The sequence below is a fragment of the Rhodococcus sp. BE178 genome (assembly GCF_050433545.1).
In the GTDB taxonomy this organism is placed as follows: Bacteria; Actinomycetota; Actinomycetes; order Mycobacteriales; family Mycobacteriaceae; genus Prescottella.
In genome coordinates, this window is sequence record NZ_JBNPXA010000002.1 from 302743 (window position 1) to 321112 (window position 18370).

Annotated in this window: 12 protein-coding genes and 1 pseudogene; 8 read left to right on the top strand and 5 right to left on the bottom strand. The window is 69.0% G+C overall.

Annotated features, from left to right (window positions below):
• The first annotated feature begins 29 nt into the window (after nt 1-29).
• Together J2X34_RS05460 and J2X34_RS05465 are read left to right on the top strand one after the other, a co-directional pair.
• Nucleotides 30-443, top strand: coding sequence for a PPOX class F420-dependent oxidoreductase (locus tag J2X34_RS05460; RefSeq protein ID WP_114723107.1), 414 nt, complete (start codon nt 30-32; stop codon nt 441-443).
• Between the two features lie 135 nt (nt 444-578).
• Nucleotides 579-1070, top strand: coding sequence for a hypothetical protein (locus tag J2X34_RS05465; protein WP_258558029.1), 492 nt, complete (start codon nt 579-581; stop codon nt 1068-1070).
• A gap of 22 nt (nt 1071-1092) precedes the next feature.
• Here J2X34_RS05465 and J2X34_RS05470 read toward each other — a convergent pair whose 3' ends face one another.
• Nucleotides 1093-2253 (bottom strand): M24 family metallopeptidase, encoded by a 1161-nt coding sequence (locus J2X34_RS05470; RefSeq protein WP_429516330.1) that lies wholly within the window; start codon nt 2251-2253, stop codon nt 1093-1095.
• Between the two features lie 184 nt (nt 2254-2437).
• Between J2X34_RS05470 and J2X34_RS05475 the strand changes: the two genes are divergently transcribed.
• The 6 genes and pseudogenes from J2X34_RS05475 to J2X34_RS05500 all read left to right on the top strand — a co-directional run bounded on the left by J2X34_RS05475 (nt 2438) and on the right by J2X34_RS05500 (nt 13202).
• The gene (locus tag J2X34_RS05475; protein ID WP_429516331.1) at nt 2438-5821 is read left to right on the top strand and encodes a DUF4132 domain-containing protein; all 3384 of its coding nucleotides are present in this window, start codon (nt 2438-2440) and stop codon (nt 5819-5821) included.
• Nucleotides 5818-6906: an ATP-binding protein gene (locus tag J2X34_RS05480; RefSeq protein WP_429516332.1), complete on the top strand. Its 1089-nt coding sequence runs from the start codon at nt 5818-5820 to the stop codon at nt 6904-6906. Before J2X34_RS05475 ends, J2X34_RS05480 begins: the two co-directional genes overlap by 4 nt.
• Nucleotides 6907-6986: 80 nt before the next feature.
• Entirely contained in the window at nt 6987-9125 is a 2139-nt protein-coding gene (locus J2X34_RS05485; protein ID WP_429516333.1) for a DUF5682 family protein, read from the top strand.
• Nucleotides 9122-10240, top strand: a pseudogene (locus J2X34_RS05490) (VWA domain-containing protein). Before J2X34_RS05485 ends, J2X34_RS05490 begins: the two are co-directional and overlap by 4 nt.
• Before the next feature lie 13 nt (nt 10241-10253).
• A complete protein-coding gene (locus J2X34_RS05495) occupies nt 10254-12194 on the top strand; it encodes a hypothetical protein (RefSeq protein ID WP_429516334.1) in 1941 nt (646 codons plus the stop codon).
• A 45-nt stretch (nt 12195-12239) separates the two neighbouring features.
• A complete protein-coding gene (locus tag J2X34_RS05500; protein ID WP_114723105.1) occupies nt 12240-13202 on the top strand; it encodes a 5'-3' exonuclease in 963 nt (320 codons plus the stop codon).
• 18 nt (nt 13203-13220) lie between these two features.
• Here the strand turns inward: J2X34_RS05500 and J2X34_RS05505 are convergent, their stop codons facing one another.
• The 4 genes from J2X34_RS05505 to tatC all read right to left on the bottom strand — a co-directional run bounded on the left by J2X34_RS05505 (nt 13221) and on the right by tatC (nt 18349).
• Nucleotides 13221-14027: a DUF4333 domain-containing protein gene (locus J2X34_RS05505; protein WP_429516335.1), complete on the bottom strand. Its 807-nt coding sequence runs from the start codon at nt 14025-14027 to the stop codon at nt 13221-13223.
• A gap of 275 nt (nt 14028-14302) precedes the next feature.
• Entirely contained in the window at nt 14303-14566 is a 264-nt protein-coding gene (locus tag J2X34_RS05510) for a DUF1876 domain-containing protein (RefSeq protein ID WP_114723103.1), read from the bottom strand.
• Nucleotides 14567-14699: 133 nt separating this feature from the next.
• Complete coding sequence (locus J2X34_RS05515) at nt 14700-17396, bottom strand: DEAD/DEAH box helicase (RefSeq protein WP_429516336.1); 2697 nt, start codon at nt 17394-17396, stop codon at nt 14700-14702.
• Nucleotides 17393-18349: a twin-arginine translocase subunit TatC gene (gene tatC, locus J2X34_RS05520; protein WP_114723101.1), complete on the bottom strand. Its 957-nt coding sequence runs from the start codon at nt 18347-18349 to the stop codon at nt 17393-17395. Before tatC ends, J2X34_RS05515 begins: the two co-directional genes overlap by 4 nt.
• Nucleotides 18350-18370 lie beyond the last annotated feature (21 nt).

Genomic DNA, 18370 nt, shown 5'->3' on the forward strand with positions numbered 1-18370 from the left:
GATTCGCGGCGCTCGAGTACGGTCGGGGCATGGCCCGCTCCCCGTCGAATCCCACGCACCTCACCGCCGCGGCCGGCGAGTTCCTCACCGAACGGCATCTGGCGACCCTGACCACCCTGCGCAAGGACGGATCTCCGCACGTCGTGGCCGTGGGATTCACCTGGGACCCGGACAAGCGGATTGCCCGGATCATCACCAACGACTCGTCGCAGAAGGCCCGTAACGCCGACCGCGGGGGCTATGCCGCGGTCAGTCAGGTCGACGGCGGGCGGTGGCTCACGCTCGAGGGCTCCGCGCGGGTGATGTCGGATCCCGCGTCCGTCGCCGAGGGCGTCGAGCGCTACACGGCCCGGTACCGGCAGCCGCGGGAGAACCCCACCCGAGTGGTCATCGAGATCCACGTCGAACGAGTGATGGGCTCGGCAATCCTCATCGACAGGTGAAATCGTCTGATTTGCAACAGTATTCGGCGTCCACGGGGTGTTCCGAGGCGAGGCACGGGGGGTAGGGTGTGAGGACGTCGATGGCGAGCCCCTGATGGTCGTCATCGTCACCACCGAACCCGAGTGGGGATGGCCATGACAACTCGACGGACGGTATCGACGAATGGACGTTCCGATCACCGATGGGCCTTCCGCGGGTCGATCCTCGCGGGTGTCGCCGTCGCCGGACTGTGCGCGCCTGCCGCGGCTCACGCACTGCCGCCACATCCGTTCGGCCCGCCGGCGCTGACGATCGGCTGCGCCAACCAGGGCAGTCTGATGTCGTTGACCGGTGCCACCGGGCAATCCGGGCCCGAGCAGACGCCGCCGATCGGGCCGGGTGAGATCCGGTTCGAATCGTTCCCGGCGGCACCCCCGATCCCGGCCGCCGGACAGGTCACCGTCGCCTGGATCAACCTGGACACCGGCGCGACGGGCATCGCGGCGCTCGAGGGCACCTACCCGTACTACTCGAAGACGGTCTACACCGGTACCGGCAATATCCGGGCCACCGTGTTCGGCACGATCGACCTGGGCAGTCTGCCGCTGTGTCAGTCCAACCCGACATTCGGCAACTTCATCGTCTGACGTCGGCTGCCCGGCACGTCCCTCAGCCGGGCAGAACGGTCAATCCGTGCGGGCGCCGGTTCATCGGCTCGCACCCGTCGGCGGTGACCACGACGATGTCCTCGATCCGGGCACCCCACCGGCCGCGGAAGTAGATGCCCGGCTCGATGCTGAATGCCATTCCCGGCTCGAGCGTGATCTCGTTGCCGGCGACGATGTACGGCTCCTCGTGCACCGACAGCCCGATGCCGTGACCGGTGCGGTGGACGAACACCTCCGCCAGTCCGGCCTCCGCCAGGACGTCGCGGGCGGCGGCATCGACCGATTCGGCGGTCACACCGGGACGGACCGCATCGACGGCGGCGCGCTGTGCCGCCTCGAGGACGGCACACTGCCGCGCGACCTCGGCCTCCGGCTCGCCGAGGACGTACGTGCGGGTCGAATCGGAGTTGTATCCGGGTTCGACCGGTCCGCCGATGTCGATCACCACGACATCGCCGGCCTCGACGACACGATCCGACACCTCGTGGTGGGGATCGGCACCGTGCGGACCCGATCCGACGATCACGAACGCGGCCTCGGTGTGCCCCTCGGCGAGGATCGCATCGGTGATGTCGCGGGCCACCTCGGCTTCGGTCCGGCCCGGCCGCAACCACTCGCCCATCCGCGCGTGGACCCTGTCGATCGCCGCGCCGGCGCGACGCAGAGCCTCGATCTCGGCGTCGTCCTTGATCATTCGCAGCTCCCGCAGCACTCCGGTCGCCAGCACCGGCACGGTGCCGAACCGCCGGGCCAGCGGAACCAGGTGCAGCGCGGGCATCGCATCGGTGACCGCCGTGCGCGGGGACTCCGGCAGCAGCGACGACACCAGCTCGTACGGATCGACGCCGTCGACCCAGTCGTGCACGGGAAGGCCGAGATCACCCACCGCCGAATCCCCCAGCGACGCAAGCTCGAGCCGTGGCAGGACGACGGACGGCGGATTCCCGTCCGCGGGAACGACCAGGCACGTCAATCGCTCGAACGAGTCGGCCCGGGAACCGACGAGGTAGCGCAGGTCCGGGCCCGGTGTGACGAGCAGGCCGTCGAGCCCGGCTCGCTCCGCGAACCGGGCCGCACGGGTCAGTCGGTCGGCGTACACCGAGGTGGGAAAACGGGACGATGCGGTGCGATCCTCGGCACTGGGGGAACTCTCGGAACTCATGGGAATCAGGCTATGCCGTCGTCGCTGCGGTCGGGGCGAGAGCCACTGATCCACGCGCCACTCGCCCTTGACGAAAGCGGGAATCGAGCAGAATCGCTGGTTGGAAATGTCCGGTTTCCGATCGTTCGTACCGCTACCATTCTCGAAGCGTCCACAGAACAGGTCGGGGACCTCGAGGAGCCGCGTGAACCACAGCCGAACCACCTCTGCCCACGTCCCGGACCTCGAGTCCACATTCGCGCCGCCTGCGTCGTGGCTTCCCATGAAATACCCGCGGCGAGGCGGCTTCGCCGCCCGCATCGATCCCGTCGATCCGGGCGCTGACGCGGCGCTCGCACAATCGATCGAGACCAACGAGGAGTTCCTGCAGTGGGCCGCGTGGGATCTGGTGAACGATCCGAATCCCAACGCACTCGCCGCTGCCGCACGGCGTTACCGGGCCGGCCAGGCCTCCCCTGTCGGGGCCGCGGCCCTGATAGTCCTGCTCACGCGGTTCGTACGGCCGGAGCGAGGCAGCCACGTCGTGGACGGGTGGGTCGCTCGACACGGTCTGGTGTTCGCGGTCGAGGCACTGCTGGAGGCCTCCGACATGCGGCAGGTCCAGACGCGGGTACCGGTCCCGGAGCACGATTCCGAGACCCAGTTCGTCATGGTCATCGTGGACAGCGTCGGTCCGTTCGGACGGCACCGGCCAGAGGTGGACACCGGCGGGCCCCGCTACATGCTGCGCGACCAGCTCGCGCAGACCGATGATGTGCACGAGCAGGTGTCGTACACCGTCCGCGAGCACATGTTCGACCGGATGCGAGCACTGTTGGCCACCGCGCCGGACGCCGACTACGCCGCGGCACGCGATGCGGCATCGGTGTTGCGCACGAACACGACTCGACGGCTCACCGCCTCATTCCTGTTCCCGACCGAACGCGCATGGTCGCGCGAACTGATCTCGGGGCTGGACCAGATCCCCTATCACTGGCGTACCCACCTGCTGGCGGCGTCGAACACGACCGCCGAGTTCGAGCGGATCGTCGGCGAGCAGGGACGCCACGCCTGGCTCGGCGACGAGTCGATCCTGGCGGCCGTGGTGGACGGTGTCGGGCCGGAGATCACGACGGCACTGACCGCCGCGTTCGACAACGAGTTCCCCTACCGGAGCGCGGCGGACGACGTGATCCGAGTGAGCATCCTGCACGCACTGTCGTCGATCCCCACCGATGACGCCTTCACCGCGCTGCTCGATCGGGCACACGTGAAGAACTCGCTGCCTGCGGTGCGGAACGCGATGCAGCACTATCCGCGACGTGCGTTGCGGATCCTGGCCGGGCCCGACTCGGGGTTGTTCGACCGCCACGTCCGCGACCATCCGGACCTCGCCGTCGAACTGGCCGACACACTTCCCACGCGTGCCCGGCGCCGGATCGAGGAACTGACGACGCCGATGCACGACGCGACCGATGTGCCCACGCTCCTGGTGAATCCCCCGTGGAAGGGCAGGAAGAAGCCGGCAGCACTGACGGAGATCGACGGACTCGCCGTTCCCCTGATTCGCCGGATGGATTGGCTACCGGGCGAACTCGAGGAAATACGGAACACCCCGCACGACTACTCGTACACGACGTGGGAAAAGTATCGGCAGTACATCCCCGACACGACCGCGCAGGTCGTGAACGAGTGGCAGGCCTGGGTGATCTTCCTCATCGCCCCCGACGAGGTGGCACGGCCGCTGTTGACGGACTGGGCCGGAACGTCACTCAAGGAACCGCTCCGCGTCGTCGACCGCTACGAACTGGACGCCTTGCCCCTGATGCTGCGGTTCGCCCGCGCCCACCCCGGCGCCGCGGCGCCGTACCTGATGCCGTACGTGGACATCGACGTCGCGCGTCTGCACGCAACGATGTTCGCCACTCGCAAGAACCTCCGCAGGCCGGCGCTGTCGTGGCTCGTTCGGCACGCCGCGGACGCGGTCACGTTGCTGGTTCCCGATGCGGTGGGACCGGCGGGGGCGCTGCGCGACCACGCCACCGTCGCACTTCGCGCGCTCGCCCGCGCCACCACGCGGGAGACCGTTGTCGGCGGAGCGGCACAGTACGGGAAGGCTGCCGCGGAAGCCGTCGGCGAGCTCGTCGACCTCGATCCGCTCGAGATACTGCCGAAGCGGATCCCCAAGCCACCCGCGTGGGCCGATGTCGAGTCGCTGCCCCCGATTCTGACGGCCGATCGATCCGCGGTGCTCCCGGCACCGGCCGTGAACACCATCCTGACGATGTGCGCCATCGGAACCGTGGACGCCCCGTACGCCGGACTCGACACCGTGACCGCGTTCTGCGATCCCACATCGCTGGCCGCGGCGGCCTGGGAACTGTTCGAACGCTGGTGGGGCGCCGGCGCGCCGTCCAAGGATAACTGGGTGGTCCTCGCCCTGGGGTGGCTCGGCGACGACGCGACGGTCACCAGGTTGGCTCCGTTCATCCGCCGCTGGCCCGGCGAGAACGGCACCGCGCGGGCTCAACTCGGGCTCGATGCGCTTGCCGCGCACGGCTCGGCTCGAGCATTGACCGAACTCGATCGCATCTCGCGCAAGATGAAGTTCAAATCGCTGAAGAACGGTGCCACCGAACGCGTCGCGGAGGTCGCGGACCGCCTCGGGCTCGACCGCGAACAACTCGCGGACCGCACCGTCCCCGATCTCGACCTCACCCCCGAGGGCACGATGACGTTCGACTACGGGCCCAGGGCGTTCACCGTCGGCTTCACCGAGACGCTGGTGCCCGTCGTCGTCGACGAGGCCGGCAAGAGGACGGCCGGGCTCCCGCGAGCAACCGCCCAGGACGACGCGACGCTCGTCGAGGACGCGAAGAAGCGCTTCGCCACGCTCAAACGGGAAGCGAAAACCGTCGCAGCCGAGCAGATCAAGCGGTTCAACCGGTCGCTGGTCACCGGACGCCGCTGGAGTGCAGACGAGTTCACCGACTACGTCCTGGGTCATCCCCTGCTGGTGCACATTGCGCGCCGCCTGCTGTGGGCGTCGTTCGACGAGCAGTCCCGTCCCGTGGTCGTATTCCGAGTCGCCGAGGACAACACCCTCGCCGATATCGACGACGACACCGTCGCGCTGCCGGACGGCAGGATCGGACTCGTGCACCCCGCCCACATCCCCGACACCGTGGGAGCCTGGTCCGACGTCTTCGCCGATTACGAGATCCTGCAGCCGTTTCCGCAACTCGCCCGCCCCATCCACCACCCCCTGCCCGCTGACGTCGACGGGGTCGGGTTGTCCCGCTTCACCGGGGTGACCGCGACACCGAGTCAGGCCCTGCGCTTGACATACCGCGGATGGGAACCGGTGTGGGAGAACCCCGCGTCGTGGGGCCAGGGGCTGCTGTACCGGCTGGGCGACACCGTGTCGGTGCTGCTGGGGCTCGAACCCGGGATGGGGACCGGAAGCCCGTACGACGGCTACCCCGACCAGACCCTGGTGTCCGTGAACCTTCGCGGGGGAACCCTCGACGACGTCGACAGCGCCACGGTCTCCGAACTCCTCGCGGACCTCGCCGGGTTCGCGTCGTGACTCTCCGGATCCAGCGTCCACCGGCCGAAGAACGGTTCACCGACGAACTCGCCCACCTCGCCGCCGACGACACCGGACCACGGCCTCCGGGGTGGCGATTGACGCTGCCGGCGGCGCGGACGTTCGTGATGGGCGACACCGAGCGCGGTATCCGACCCAAGTACGTCGGCAATCCGTCGCTCGTCGAGCGGTCCCTGGTCACCCTGGCGACGACGCGGGGCCTGATGCTGGTCGGCGAGCCGGGCACCGCCAAATCACTGCTCTCGGAGCTGATCGCCGCCGCGGTCAGCGGCGACTCGACTCTCACGATCCAGGGCGGCGCCGCCACCACCGAGGACCAGATCCGCTACTCGTGGAACTACGCCCTGCTCGTCGCCGAGGGTCCGTCGACTCGCTCGATGGTGCCCGCCCCGATGCTGCGCGGCATGGCAGAGGGCCGCATCGTGCGTTTCGAGGAGGTCACGCGGTGCCCACTGGAAGTCCAGGACACCCTGCTCTCGCTGCTGTCCGAACGCGTTCTCGCGGTTCCCGAGCTCACCGGTGTCGACGCCATGGTCTACGCCCGCGAAGGGTTCAACGTCATCGCCACGGCCAACACCCGCGATCGCGGGGTCAACGAGATGAGTGCCGCGCTCAAGCGCCGCTTCAATTTCGAGACGGTGCACCCGATCGCGGACTTCGACACCGAGGTCGAGTTGGTCCGTGCCGAGTCGGCCGCATTGCTGCGGGCATCCGGGGTGACGATCGAGCAGGATCCCGCCCTGTCCGAGTTGCTCGTCACCCTGTTCCGGGATCTGCGCACGGGGATCGCGGCGGACGGATCATCGGTCGAGCGTCTGTCGTCGGTGATGAGCACGGCGGAGGCGGTCTCACTCGCCCACGCCACCGGAGTCCGCGGGTGGTTTCTGCGCGGCGATGCGGGCACCGTCGCCGACCTGGCCGAGTCGCTGGCCGGGACGGCGACCAAGGACAACTCCGAAGACGCCGCTCGGCTTCACCGCTACATCGAGCAGCGGGCCTCGTATCGATCCGGCGCGGTCTGGGACGAACTGCGTGAGGCGCACGCACACCTGGCCGGACCGTGAATGCCGCTGGGGCGGTGACGGGCCCCGGCCGGGCTGTCGTGCTCGGGATTCGTCGTCACAGTCCGGCGTGTGCGCGCGTCGTGGCGGAGACGATCGAGCGGCTGCGGCCGGCACACGTTCTGGTCGAGGGGCCGGCCGATTTCACCGATCGGCTGGGCGAGCTGGCCCTCGATCACGTGTTTCCGATTGCGCTGTTCTCCCATGCACGGGATGGTTCCCGCACTCGGATGTCGACGACCGCGTTCACCGAGTGGTCGCCGGAACTGGTGGCCGTCCGCGCGGCCGCGACCGTCGGGGCCGAAATCCGCTTCATCGATCTGCCGGTATGGCACCCCGAGTTCGATTCCCCGCGGGACGGCCACGGGCCGGTCGCCGCCGCGTTGCCCGGACGACTCGGGCTCGACACGATGAGCGCCGTGTGGGATCACGTCGTCGAGTCGCGGGCCGCAGCGCTTCCCACCTTCGAACTGACAACGCTGCTCGACGAGTACTTCGACACGATCCGAGCGGGCGACGCCACGGTCTCGGTGCGGGAGCTCCACATGGCGGCGTGGGTGCGTGCCGCACGAGACCGCGCCGACGGTAGCGGCGTCGTCGTGGTGTGCGGGGGATGGCACCGCCCGGCGATCCTCGCGGAGCTCGCGGACGGACCGGTGACCGACGGAACGTGGCCCACCACCCCGCCCCCGGACGCCGCCGTCAACGTCGGCAGCTATCTGATCCCCTACTCGTACCGGCGGCTGGATGTCGACACACCGTGGTGGTACCAGACCGTCTGGCAGACACCTGCCACGGCCGCCGAGATCGCGGCGGAGACGATCGTCCGGGACCTGCGCGCACATGGACACCACGTCTCCGCGACGAACTTCATCGGATTCCGCGCCCAGTTGCACGGTCTCGCCGCGATGCGGGGGCATGCGTCGCCGACCCGCATCGACGTGCTGGACGCCGCCGCGAGCACCCTCGTCGACGAGGCGTTGGCGTCACCGTTGCCGTGGACGCTCGCGTCGCACGTGCCGGCGGCTGAACCGCATCCGGTGATCGCATCGTGTTTGAGCACGATGCGCGGCACCCGTGTCGGCGCACTACACCCGGATGCGCCGGCGCCGGCTCTCGTGCACCACGTCGAGATGCTGCTCGACGAGTTCGACCTCGTACCGGGCACCGTCGACTTCGATCTCACCGATGCCCGCGATCGGACCCGCAGCCGCGTGCTGCACCAGCTGCGGGTGCTGGCGGTCCCCGGGTTCGAGCGGCACTCCGGTCCGGGCACCGGATCCGAGGTGCTGTCGACCGAACGGTGGGTGATCGCCGATGCCGGGGATCGTCTCCCCTCGCTGGTCGAGGCTGCGGCGCAGGGGCACACGCTCGTCGACGCAGCCGGTGCAGCCCTGGAGTCCGCGATGCGCGACGCCGCCTCGGACGTCGTGCACCTCGCCGTCGTCCTGTTCGACGCGGTGCTCTGCGGTCTCGATTCGACGTCCGACCGGTCCGCGGCGGGGGCTGTCGCCTCGTTGACCGCGGCCGGTGACCTCGCCGATGTCGGACGGTTGCTCAGAACCGCGATCGACCTTTGGCGCCACGATTCGCTGTTCGGCAGTCGCGGGTCGAGGCTGCTCGGCACCCTGGTCGCCGCTGCGGCGTCACGGGTCGTGGCGCTGGCCCGAGGCACCCGCGCCACGGCGAGCGGCGCCGATCTGCCCCGCATCTTCGCGGTCGCGGCCCTGGCCGACGCGATGGAACATGCCCGCGACCTCCTGCCGGTGGATCCGGCCGCGGAACTCGCCGCGCTCGCACGAGACCGCGGCGCGGCCGTCGAGCTCAGGGGCGCTGCACTCGGAACGTCCTGGAACCGAACATCACCCGAGTACGCCGCCGCCTGGGCCCGATCGATCCCCGCCGATCGGCTCGGCGACTGGCTGTGTGGGCTGTTCGTCATCGCGCGCGAGCAGTTCCTCGACACCGCCTCGAGCGCCGCCGTGCTCGAGGCCGTCGACGGAGTGGTGCGCGGCCTGACCGAGGACGAGTTCCTGACGGCACTGCCTGCGCTGCGACAGGCGTTCGAGTTCTTTCCGCCACGCGAGCGGAGGATCGTGGCGACACGCGTGGCTGCTTCACCGCGGCACGAGTCGATCGACCACCGCGCCGACACCCTCCGTGAGGGACGTCGACTCGACGATCGGGTCGACGATGCGCTCGCCCGGATCGGCCTGTCATGAGCGCCGAACGATGGCGGCTGATTCTCGGCGACGCAGCAGCGGGGGTCCTCGGCGACGCCACCGGTGAGGCCGCCGAGCGCGACGAGGCGTTGGAATGGCTCTATCGTCGCACCCCCGATCGAAGTGCCCGAGGCGTGCGCGCCGGAGGCTCACGCGTGCGACCGAGCGGGCAGGGCGACACAGCTGTGAGCGCAGTAGACTGGCTCGACGACATCCATCGACTGTTTCCCCGTGAGACCGTCCACCGGCTCGAGCGCGATGCGGTCGAGAAGTACCAAATCACCGAAGTGGTCACCGATCCCGCCGCACTGGAACGCATCGAGCCCAGCGTGACCCTGCTTCGGGCCGTGCTGCGCACGAAGCACCTGATGGACCCGAGAGTGCTGGCGATGGCGAAGAAGGCCGTCGACAAGGTGGTGCGGGAGCTGATCGAGAAACTTGCGGTCGACGTCCGCCGAACCTTCGTCGGCGCACGCAGCCGACGCAGGACGACGTTCCGCAATTCCCGCAACTTCGACTTCCCGGCGACCGTTCGCGCCAACCTGGAACACTGGTCGCCGCAGACCCGCAGAATCACGATCGACACCCCCGTGTTCACGTCGCGGACGCGTCGGCACACCGACACCTGGACGCTGATCCTGCTCGTCGATCAGTCGGGGTCGATGATCGACTCCGTCATCCACTCCGCCGTCACCGCCGCGTGCTTCTGGAACATTCCCGGCCTGACGACACACCTGATCGCGTACGACACCAACGTCGTCGACCTCACCTCCTAGGTGCTCGATCCGGTGGAGTTGCTGATGGGCGTTCAGCTCGGCGGCGGCAACGACGGCGCCCGCGCCGTCGACTACGCCGCGCAGCTGATCGACACCCCGCGCCGCACCATGGTGGTGATCATCTCCGACCTGTACGAGGGCTCGGCCGACCGTTTCGTCCGGAGCATCGCACGCCTGACCGATGACGGGGTCCGACTACTGGCGCTCACCGCGCTCGACGAGGGCGGCGAACCCGACTACGACCGCGAGATCGGCCGGCGACTGGCCGGGCTGGGCGTGCACGTCGGCGCGATGACTCCCGGCGGACTGGCCGAGTTCGTCGCCGAGTGCATGCGATGACGTGGACTCTCAGGTGACCGCCCGGCCGGATCTGGTGGCCCTGACCGACGAGGCGCTGGCAGCGGTCGCGAACTGGGGACTGGTCAAGCGCGCCCTCCGCACGCACGACGCCGAACCTCCCGAACTGTCGCAGTCCGCCGACCGCATCACCGCCCGCTACGCCGACGGCGTCGAGACGGTGCTTCCGGCCGGCGTGTCCTTCACCGAGGCGTCGTGTACGTGTGGCGCGAGCGCGGTGTGCCGACACCGCATCGGCTTGGTGATCGCGGTGCGTGCACGGTTCCGTTCGGGCGGCGACCGCGAAGCACCCGGGCTGCCGAGTGAATGGACACCGGGCGAGTTCGACGACGAGACACTGATCGCACACCTCGGTCCGGCTGCCGTCGCTCGGGCACAACGCATCCGCCGCACCGGCTATCAGGCGACCGTCCATCGCCCGACCGGCACCGACGGCACCGTCCGGGTGGAACTCGCCCACTGCACCGTCCGATTCCTGGTGCCGCACCAACTGCGTCACGCACATTCGTCGGCCGCCGATCACGTGACCGGCGAATCGATTGCGCTCGCGGTGTGGGCGGTCCGCGCGGCCGACGTCTCGGGCAGCGAGCGCGTCCACGTGGGCGCGGATCCGTTCGTGCGGGAGATCGACCACATCGCGGCCGCGCGCACCATGGCACGAGCGATCCTCCTGGACGGGATGGCGGCAACCACCGCCGTGCAACTCGCGACCGCCGTCAGGACCACCCGATCCGCCGAGAACGGCTCAGCGGTCTGGATAGCCGACGCATGTGCGGATCTGACCGACCAGATGGAGGCCTACCTGGCCCGGCACGCTCGACACAGCCGCACCCGAGTTGCCGCCACGATCGCGGAGATCGAGGCCCGGACCCGGCTCGGGGAGTCGACCGACGCCGCGGTCGCCGCGGGAGCACTCGGAACCGAGACGCCCGGTGAAACACCGTTGCGCCGTTCGCGGCTCGTCGGGCTGGGCGCGCGCGTCACCGGGTTCGGCGATTCGATCACCGCGGAGCTGTTCTTCACCGACAGCGGGACGGGCGCGGTGTTGCTGATGCGCCACGACTGGGCGAGCGAGTCCGGTGAACGTCCGACAGGACATTCTATTTCGACTCGACGGGTATCCGGCGCGACAGTCGCGGCGCTCGCGGCGTCGACGATCGTCACGGAATCCGCGGTTCGACGCGCCAACCATCGAATCCGCCTCACGCGCGGAGGGATCGGCCGCACGGCACTGCTGACACTCGGTCAGGACACCTGGCAGAAGTCCGTGGACGTGGTCGACGACTACGCCGAGGCACACCGGCGGCTGTCCCGACGCGGACCGTCGTTCACACGGGACCGGGTGGTGACCGACGGCGTCGCCGCGATACAGATCGGCACGGTGGCGGGCACCGATTACTCGCCCGCGGAGCAGACGCTGACCGTGACCGTCGGCGACGGCCATGGAAATCGGGCCCGGATCGCAGTCGAACATCGCGCACACGTTCCGGGCGCCCTCGACGCGGTGGTCCGCGCGATGTCGTCGCAGCCCACCGCCGTCACCGGACGGCTGACGGTCCGCGCGGGCGCGCTGTGCATCAGCCCCTTCGCGATCGCCTGTGACCTCGGTGTGGTCGTCCCCGACCTGGCGCCCGGCGCAGGCACCACGCCGCTGACCCGCGCCACCGCAGTCCGCGCAGACCCCGTCGGCGACGTCCTGGACGGTGCATTCGCCACCCTCGCCGACCTGTCACATCGAGGCCTGCGGTCCGCGACGGACGCCACCGTGACAGCGCTCCGCGGCTGCGCCGCGCGGTTGGCCGGCATCGGCATGACCTCGACGGCCCGCAGTGTCGAGCGCACCGCCGCCGCAGTTCACGACGATGACCTCGACGTGCTGGCCGACGCCTGGGTCCAGGCCATGCTCCGGATCCTCATCGCGACCGAGTCCCGCTGACACGACCTACCGCATGCCTAGGCAGGGTTTGGCAGGATGGGGCGCATGAGTGGACCTTTGCTGCTACTGGACGGTGCAAGTCTGTGGTTCCGGGCGTTCTACGCCCTCCCCGAATCGATGACTGCGCCCGACGGCCGTCCGGTCAATGCCGTGCGCGGGTTCACCGACATGGTCGCCGCCCTCGTCACCCGCACCCAGCCGTCACGACTGGCGGTGTGCCTGGATCTCGACTGGCGCCCCCAGTTCCGGGTCGACGCCGTGCCGTCGTACAAGGCGCACCGAGTGGCTCAGGAATCCGCCGGCGCCGACACCTCCGCGGGGTCTGCCGAGGAGGTGCCCGACACGCTGACGCCTCAGGTCGACATGATCATGGACGTGCTGGACGCCGCCGGTATCGCGACGGCCGGCGCTGCGGGGCTCGAAGCCGACGATGTGCTGGGAACCCTTGCAGCGCAGGAGAAGGAAGACTCCGTCGTGGTCGTGAGCGGCGACCGGGATCTGCTCCAGGTGGTCACCGACGATCCGGTGGCCGTGCGCGTGCTGTACGTCGGCCGTGGGCTGGCGAAGGCCGAACTGTTCGGACCTGCCGAGGTGGCCGCGAAGTACGGGGTGCCCGCGGAACGCGCCGGAGACGCCTACGCGGAGCTGGCCCTGCTGCGGGGCGACTCGTCGGACGGCCTGCCCGGGGTCAAGGGCGTCGGCGAGAAGACCGCGTCCACGCTCCTGCTCCGACATGGTTCGCTCGAACAGCTACGTGCCGCGGCGCTGGACCCGACCACCGACGTCGCGAAGGGTGTTCGCGCCAAGCTCGCCGCGTCTGCCGACTACATCGACGCCGCGTTGCCGGTGGTGCAGGTGGTCACCGATGCCGACGTGCAGTTGTCGCGCCCCGACGTGTTGCCCAGCGCGCCGGTCCACCCCGAACGACTCGAACAGGTGGCCACGCAACTAGGCATCGAGCGCTCGGTCGCCCGCCTCGTGGCGGCAATGGCGACCGAGCGCTCGTGACGTCCCACAGGCGCCGGACTAGCTCGGGCGGCTGACCGAGTACTTGCCGTCGTTGTCGGTGAAGGTCACGGTGATCTTCTTCGGGGCGCCGTCCACCGTCAACGAACACTGGAACGAATTACCCTCGGAGACTTCCTGACCGGACGGGCAGCTCACGTCGGAGACCGAACGCGCACCGTACGACTCGGTGACGATCTGCTCGACGCCCTTCTGCGCGGCGGCCTGATCGAGTGTCTTGCCGCCGAAGACTCCCGAGAGCGCCAGGCCGACGACCGCGATCACCGCGATCACGGCCAGTCCGATTCCCGCCCACATCACCGGCTTCCCCTTACCGCCGGTGGTTGCCGGCTGTACGGGTTGCATGGGCTGCGCCGCCCACTGGTTCGGGGGCTGGGTGCCGAACTGCGCCTGCGGGTATCCCGGCTGCGCGCCCCACTGCTGGCCGGGGTACTGCTGCGCCTGGTTCGGCTGCCCCGGATTGGACTGTCCGGCGTACTGGCCGGAACCGCCCATCTGGGGGTTCCACTGCGGCTGTGCGGACGACGGCTGACCCCACGCCTGACCGCCGCCACCCCACTGCTGGTTCGCGTCGGGAGCACCGGGATACGGCTGACCCCAAGCCTGATTCTGGGGCTGGCCATGCTGTCCCGGATAGCCCTGCCCGGGAGGGGGGTAGGCGCCGCCGCCGTACACATCGGCGGGGTACGGGTTCGGGAGCGGTTGCTGGATGTGTTCGGGAGCGGTCGGTGCCGCGTGTCCTTCGCCGTGCCCCGGCTGCGAGGCCCACTGCTCGTTGGGCTCGTTCGGTCCCTGCGGGCTGCTCATGTCGTCTCTCCTCGTCTCCGGTACTGCAGCCTACGATGCAACGAAATGCGTGAGCAGAGCCCGAACTTCGTGGATGTTCACGCGTTTCGAAGAATGTCTCTGGATCGGCAGCGGGTTACCCGAGACCCGGATCTTCAACAAAGCGGTACTCCTCCCCCGGTGCCGATTCATCGACACCCTACGCAGCATTCATCCGGACACGGAACATTGCCCCACGCTTTTCCGTGTCAGCTGGCCGGATGTCGGTCGTCGTCCTGTGCCCGGGTCCGCGGCCGCTACTCGGTCAGATGCGCGGGTGCGTGCGTAACGCCCTCGATGTCGCTGACGGTCGCGTCGATCAACTGATGTGCGAGATCGGCGAGCGCGCGCGCCGTCGCGAGTTCGTCACCGATCTCGGGCACGTTGCGATCCGTCGGATTCCTTCGCGCCGCCCCGACGCCGACCAGCGTCGTGTCACCGGTGTGCAGTCTCGCGGTAGAACGAGTCTGACGGTCGTGTTCGTCTATCACGATCTCCATCGACCACTGCTTCGCGTCCATGGTCGCGCTCCTCTCGGTACCGCCCCGACGGGTGGCCGGGGGTACACGATCCAGTCAACGTCCATCGGACACGATCCGGTAGGGGCGTTCGGATCCACCCGTCTTCGGAACTGCGACCTGCCGCGGCGGCGGACTACGTGGCGGCCACCGCGACGACCCCACGACGGATCGCCCCGACCGCCCGCGCGGCGGCCTTCGCCACCGCCGGATCGGACGCCGTCGAGTGCACCTGGTCGAGCAGGTCGATCACCTGCCGGCACCAACGCACGAAGTCGCCCGCCGACAGTTCCTTACCGCCCGAACCCGCCGAGATCAGCGCGTCCACCAGCGACTCGTCGCTGGCCCACTGGTAGATGGCGGTCACGAAGCCGAGGTCTGGCTCCCGGGTGAGCGGGAGCTTGTGCCGGACCTCGTCGGCCCGCAACTCGCCCCACACCCGCACCGTCTCCGCGAGCGCCTGTCGTAGCGGCACCGTCGGGCCCCGGTCGGGCGCGTCGGCATCCTGCCGGGACTCGTACACGACAGCCGACACCACCGCGGCCAGCTCGGCGGGGGTGAGCCCGCTCCAGACCCCGCGCCGCAGACACTCCGCGACGAGGAGATCGCTTTCGCAGTAGATCCGACCCAGGCGCTGCCCGGCCTCGGTGGCCTTCGGGTGCTTGCCCTCGGAGATGTAGCCACGCTCGGTGAGCAGGGCCACGATCCGGTCGAAGGTCCGCGCCAGCGAGTTCGTGGTCGCGGCCACCTTCTGCCGCATGGAGTCGGTCTCGCGGGCCAGACGGTTGTAGCGCTCGCCGATCCGGCTCAGCTGTTCGCGGTCCGGGCGAGAATGGCACGGGTGCTCACGAAGCGCCTTCCGGAGCGCCACGATCTCGCTGTCCTCGCGACCACTCTTCGCCCGTTTCGGTTTCCGCGGCGCGACGATGCCCGTACTCCGCAACGCCGACGCCAGATCGCGACGCACGCGGGCCGTGCGGTGATCGACGTGCCGCGGCAATCGCATCCGGCCGAGCGCACGTGCCGGCACCGGGAAGTCCGCGGCACTGACCCGGCCCGCCCACTTCTCCTCCGTCAGCACCAAGGGCCGGGGATCGGTGTGATTCTGATCCGGCTCGAGCACGACCGCGAGCCCGGAGCGTTTGCCCACCGGGATCGCGACGACATCGCCCCGCCGGAGCCCGACGAGCGACTCGACCGACGTGCCCCGCCGGTCCGCCCGACCCTGACGTTCGATCGCGCGCTCACGGCGGCGCAGCTGCTCCCGGATCTGCACGTACTCGAAATACTCGCCGTCCGCGCCGCCGAGCTTGTCCCGCAGTTCTGTCAGCGCGACCTCGTTGCGTTCGATCCCGCGGGTGAGCCCGACGACAGAACGGTCGGCCTGGAACTGCGCGAACGACCGCTCGAGCAGCGCACGCGACTCCGCCGCGCCCATCCGATCGATCAGGTTGATCGACATGTTGTAGGCGGGGCGGAACGAGCTGCGCAGCGGAAAGGTCCGCGTAGACGCCAGTCCGGCGACGTCGGTGGGCTCGACGCCGGGCTGCCACAGCACCACGGCATGGCCCTCGACGTCGATGCCGCGACGTCCCGCACGCCCGGTGAGCTGCGTGTACTCCCCCGGTGTCAGCTCCGCGTGCGTGTCGCCGTTGTATTTGACGAGGCGCTCGAGCACGACCGAACGCGCCGGCATGTTGATTCCCAGTGCGAGGGTCTCGGTCGCGAACACCGCGCGCACCAGCCCGTTGACGAACAATTCCTCCACGGTCTCCCGGAAGGCGGGCAGCATTCCGGCGTGGTGGGCGGCGAAGCCACGTTCGAGCGCCTCGCGCCACCCCCAGTAGCCGAGCACCTCGAGGTCGGCGCGCGGCAGGTCCCGGGTGTGCTTGTCGATGATCTCGCGGATCTGCGCGGTCTGCTCCGGCGTCGTCAGACGCAGGCGGGACCGCACGCACTGCGCGAGCGCCGCCTCGCAACCGGCGCGGCTGAAGATGAAGGTGATCGCCGGCAGCAAACCCTCTTCGTCAAGCCGCGCGATCACCTCCGGACGCGGCAGCGGCCGGTAGTCGCTCGACCGCCCACGACCACGCCCGCGCGGCTCCCAGTCGTTCATCCGGTCGAGCGCAAGGCGTTGCTTGACGTGGCGCGCCAGGTCCTGGTCGACCACCACGTCGTGCCCGCCGTTCGGCGTCGCCTTCGCATCGAACAGATCGAACAACCGACGTCCGACCATGATGTGCTGCCACAGCGGGATCGGGCGGGTCTCGTCGACCACGATCGTCGTGTCGCCCCGAACGGTCTCCATCCAGGCGCCGAATTCCTCGGCGTTGCTGACCGTCGCCGACAGGCTGACGAGGCGCACGTCCTCGGGCAGGTGCAGGATCACCTCTTCCCAGACTGCCCCGCGGAAGCGATCGGCCAGGAAGTGCACCTCGTCCATCACGACATGCGAGAGACCACGCAGCGCCGGCGAGTCGGCGTAGAGCATGTTGCGCAGTACCTCGGTCGTCATGACGACGACGGGAGCGTCCGAGTTGATGCTGGTGTCCCCGGTCAGCAGCCCGACGGCGTCCTTGCCGTGGCGTTCGGAGAGTTCGGCGAACTTCTGATTGCTGAGCGCCTTGATCGGCGTCGTGTAGAAGCACTTGCGCCCGGCCTCGAGCGCGAGGTGCACCGCGAACTCACCGACTACGGTCTTGCCCGCGCCAGTAGGCGCGCACACCAGCACGCCGTGCCCGGCCTCGAGCGCCGCGCAGGCCTGCACCTGGAACGGATCGAGGGGAAAGCTCAGTTGTTCCGTGAACGAGTCGAGTTGGGTCCGAGCCCTCACAGCGTGTCCGTGTAGTCCTGCGAAGCGGGCCTCGGGGCAGCCGACGCGGGCTCCACCGGTGTGACACCGTCCACGGCCGTCGGCGCACTGATCGTCGACGCCTCCTCGTCGTCCAGAGCACCCCAGGCCTCGGACTCAGCCCGCGCCTTGCGCTTGTCGTTGAGTCGCGCGACCTGCACGGCCACCTCGAACAGAACCGTCAACGCGCCGGCCAAAACCAACATCGAGAACGGATCCTGGCCGGGAGTGGCGACCGCCGCGAACACGAACAACCCCATGATCAGCCCGCGACGCCACGCCTTCAGCTTCGAGTACGGAAGCACGCCGACGACGTTGAGCGCGACGATGAGGAGCGGAATCTCGAAGCTGACACCGAAGATGATCAGCAGGTTGATCACGAAGCCGAAATACTGGGCGCCGCTCAGAGCGGTGATCTGGACGTTGTCGCCGATCGTCAACAGGAAGTGCAGGGCCTTCGCGACGACGACGTATGCAAGGACCGCACCGGCGACGAACAGGGCGGTCGCCGCGACGACGAAACTGATCGCGTACTTCCGCTCCTTCGAGTACATACCCGGAGTCACGAAACCCCAGATCTGGTAGAGCCAGATCGGGCAGGCCAGCACGATGCCGGCGGTGAAGGCAACCTTGAACCGGAGCATGAACTGCTCGAACGGACCCGTCGCGAGCAGACGACACGAACCGTCGTTGCTCAGGTCCGCTCGAGCGGAGGTAGGAAGCTCACAGTACGGCCCGCGCAGCAGATCGCCGAGGCTCTCCAGCCCCAGGATCTGATGGGAATACCAGAAGAAGCCGATGATCGTGGTCAGCACGATGGCCGCGACGGAGATCAGCAGTCGCGTCCGCAGCTCGTACAGGTGATCGACCAGCGACATCGTGCCATCTGGATTTGTCCTGCGTCGGCTGCGACGCGGGTCGAACGGAATTCGCACAGTGGGCCCTAGCCTTGGTCA

Excerpts from the sequence above, each read along its gene's own strand:
- J2X34_RS05500 (WP_114723105.1), top strand. The coding sequence starts at position 12,240 with ATGAGTGGACCTTTGCTGCTACTGGACGGTGCAAGTCTGTGGTTCCGG.
- J2X34_RS05460 (WP_114723107.1), top strand. The coding sequence starts at position 30 with ATGGCCCGCTCCCCGTCGAATCCCACGCACCTCACCGCCGCGGCCGGC.
- J2X34_RS05510 (WP_114723103.1), bottom strand. The coding sequence starts at position 14,566 with ATGGACGCGAAGCAGTGGTCGATGGAGATCGTGATAGACGAACACGAC.
- J2X34_RS05505 (WP_429516335.1), bottom strand. The coding sequence starts at position 14,027 with ATGAGCAGCCCGCAGGGACCGAACGAGCCCAACGAGCAGTGGGCCTCG.
- J2X34_RS05470 (WP_429516330.1), bottom strand. The coding sequence starts at position 2,253 with ATGAGTTCCGAGAGTTCCCCCAGTGCCGAGGATCGCACCGCATCGTCC.
- J2X34_RS05465 (WP_258558029.1), top strand. The coding sequence starts at position 579 with ATGACAACTCGACGGACGGTATCGACGAATGGACGTTCCGATCACCGA.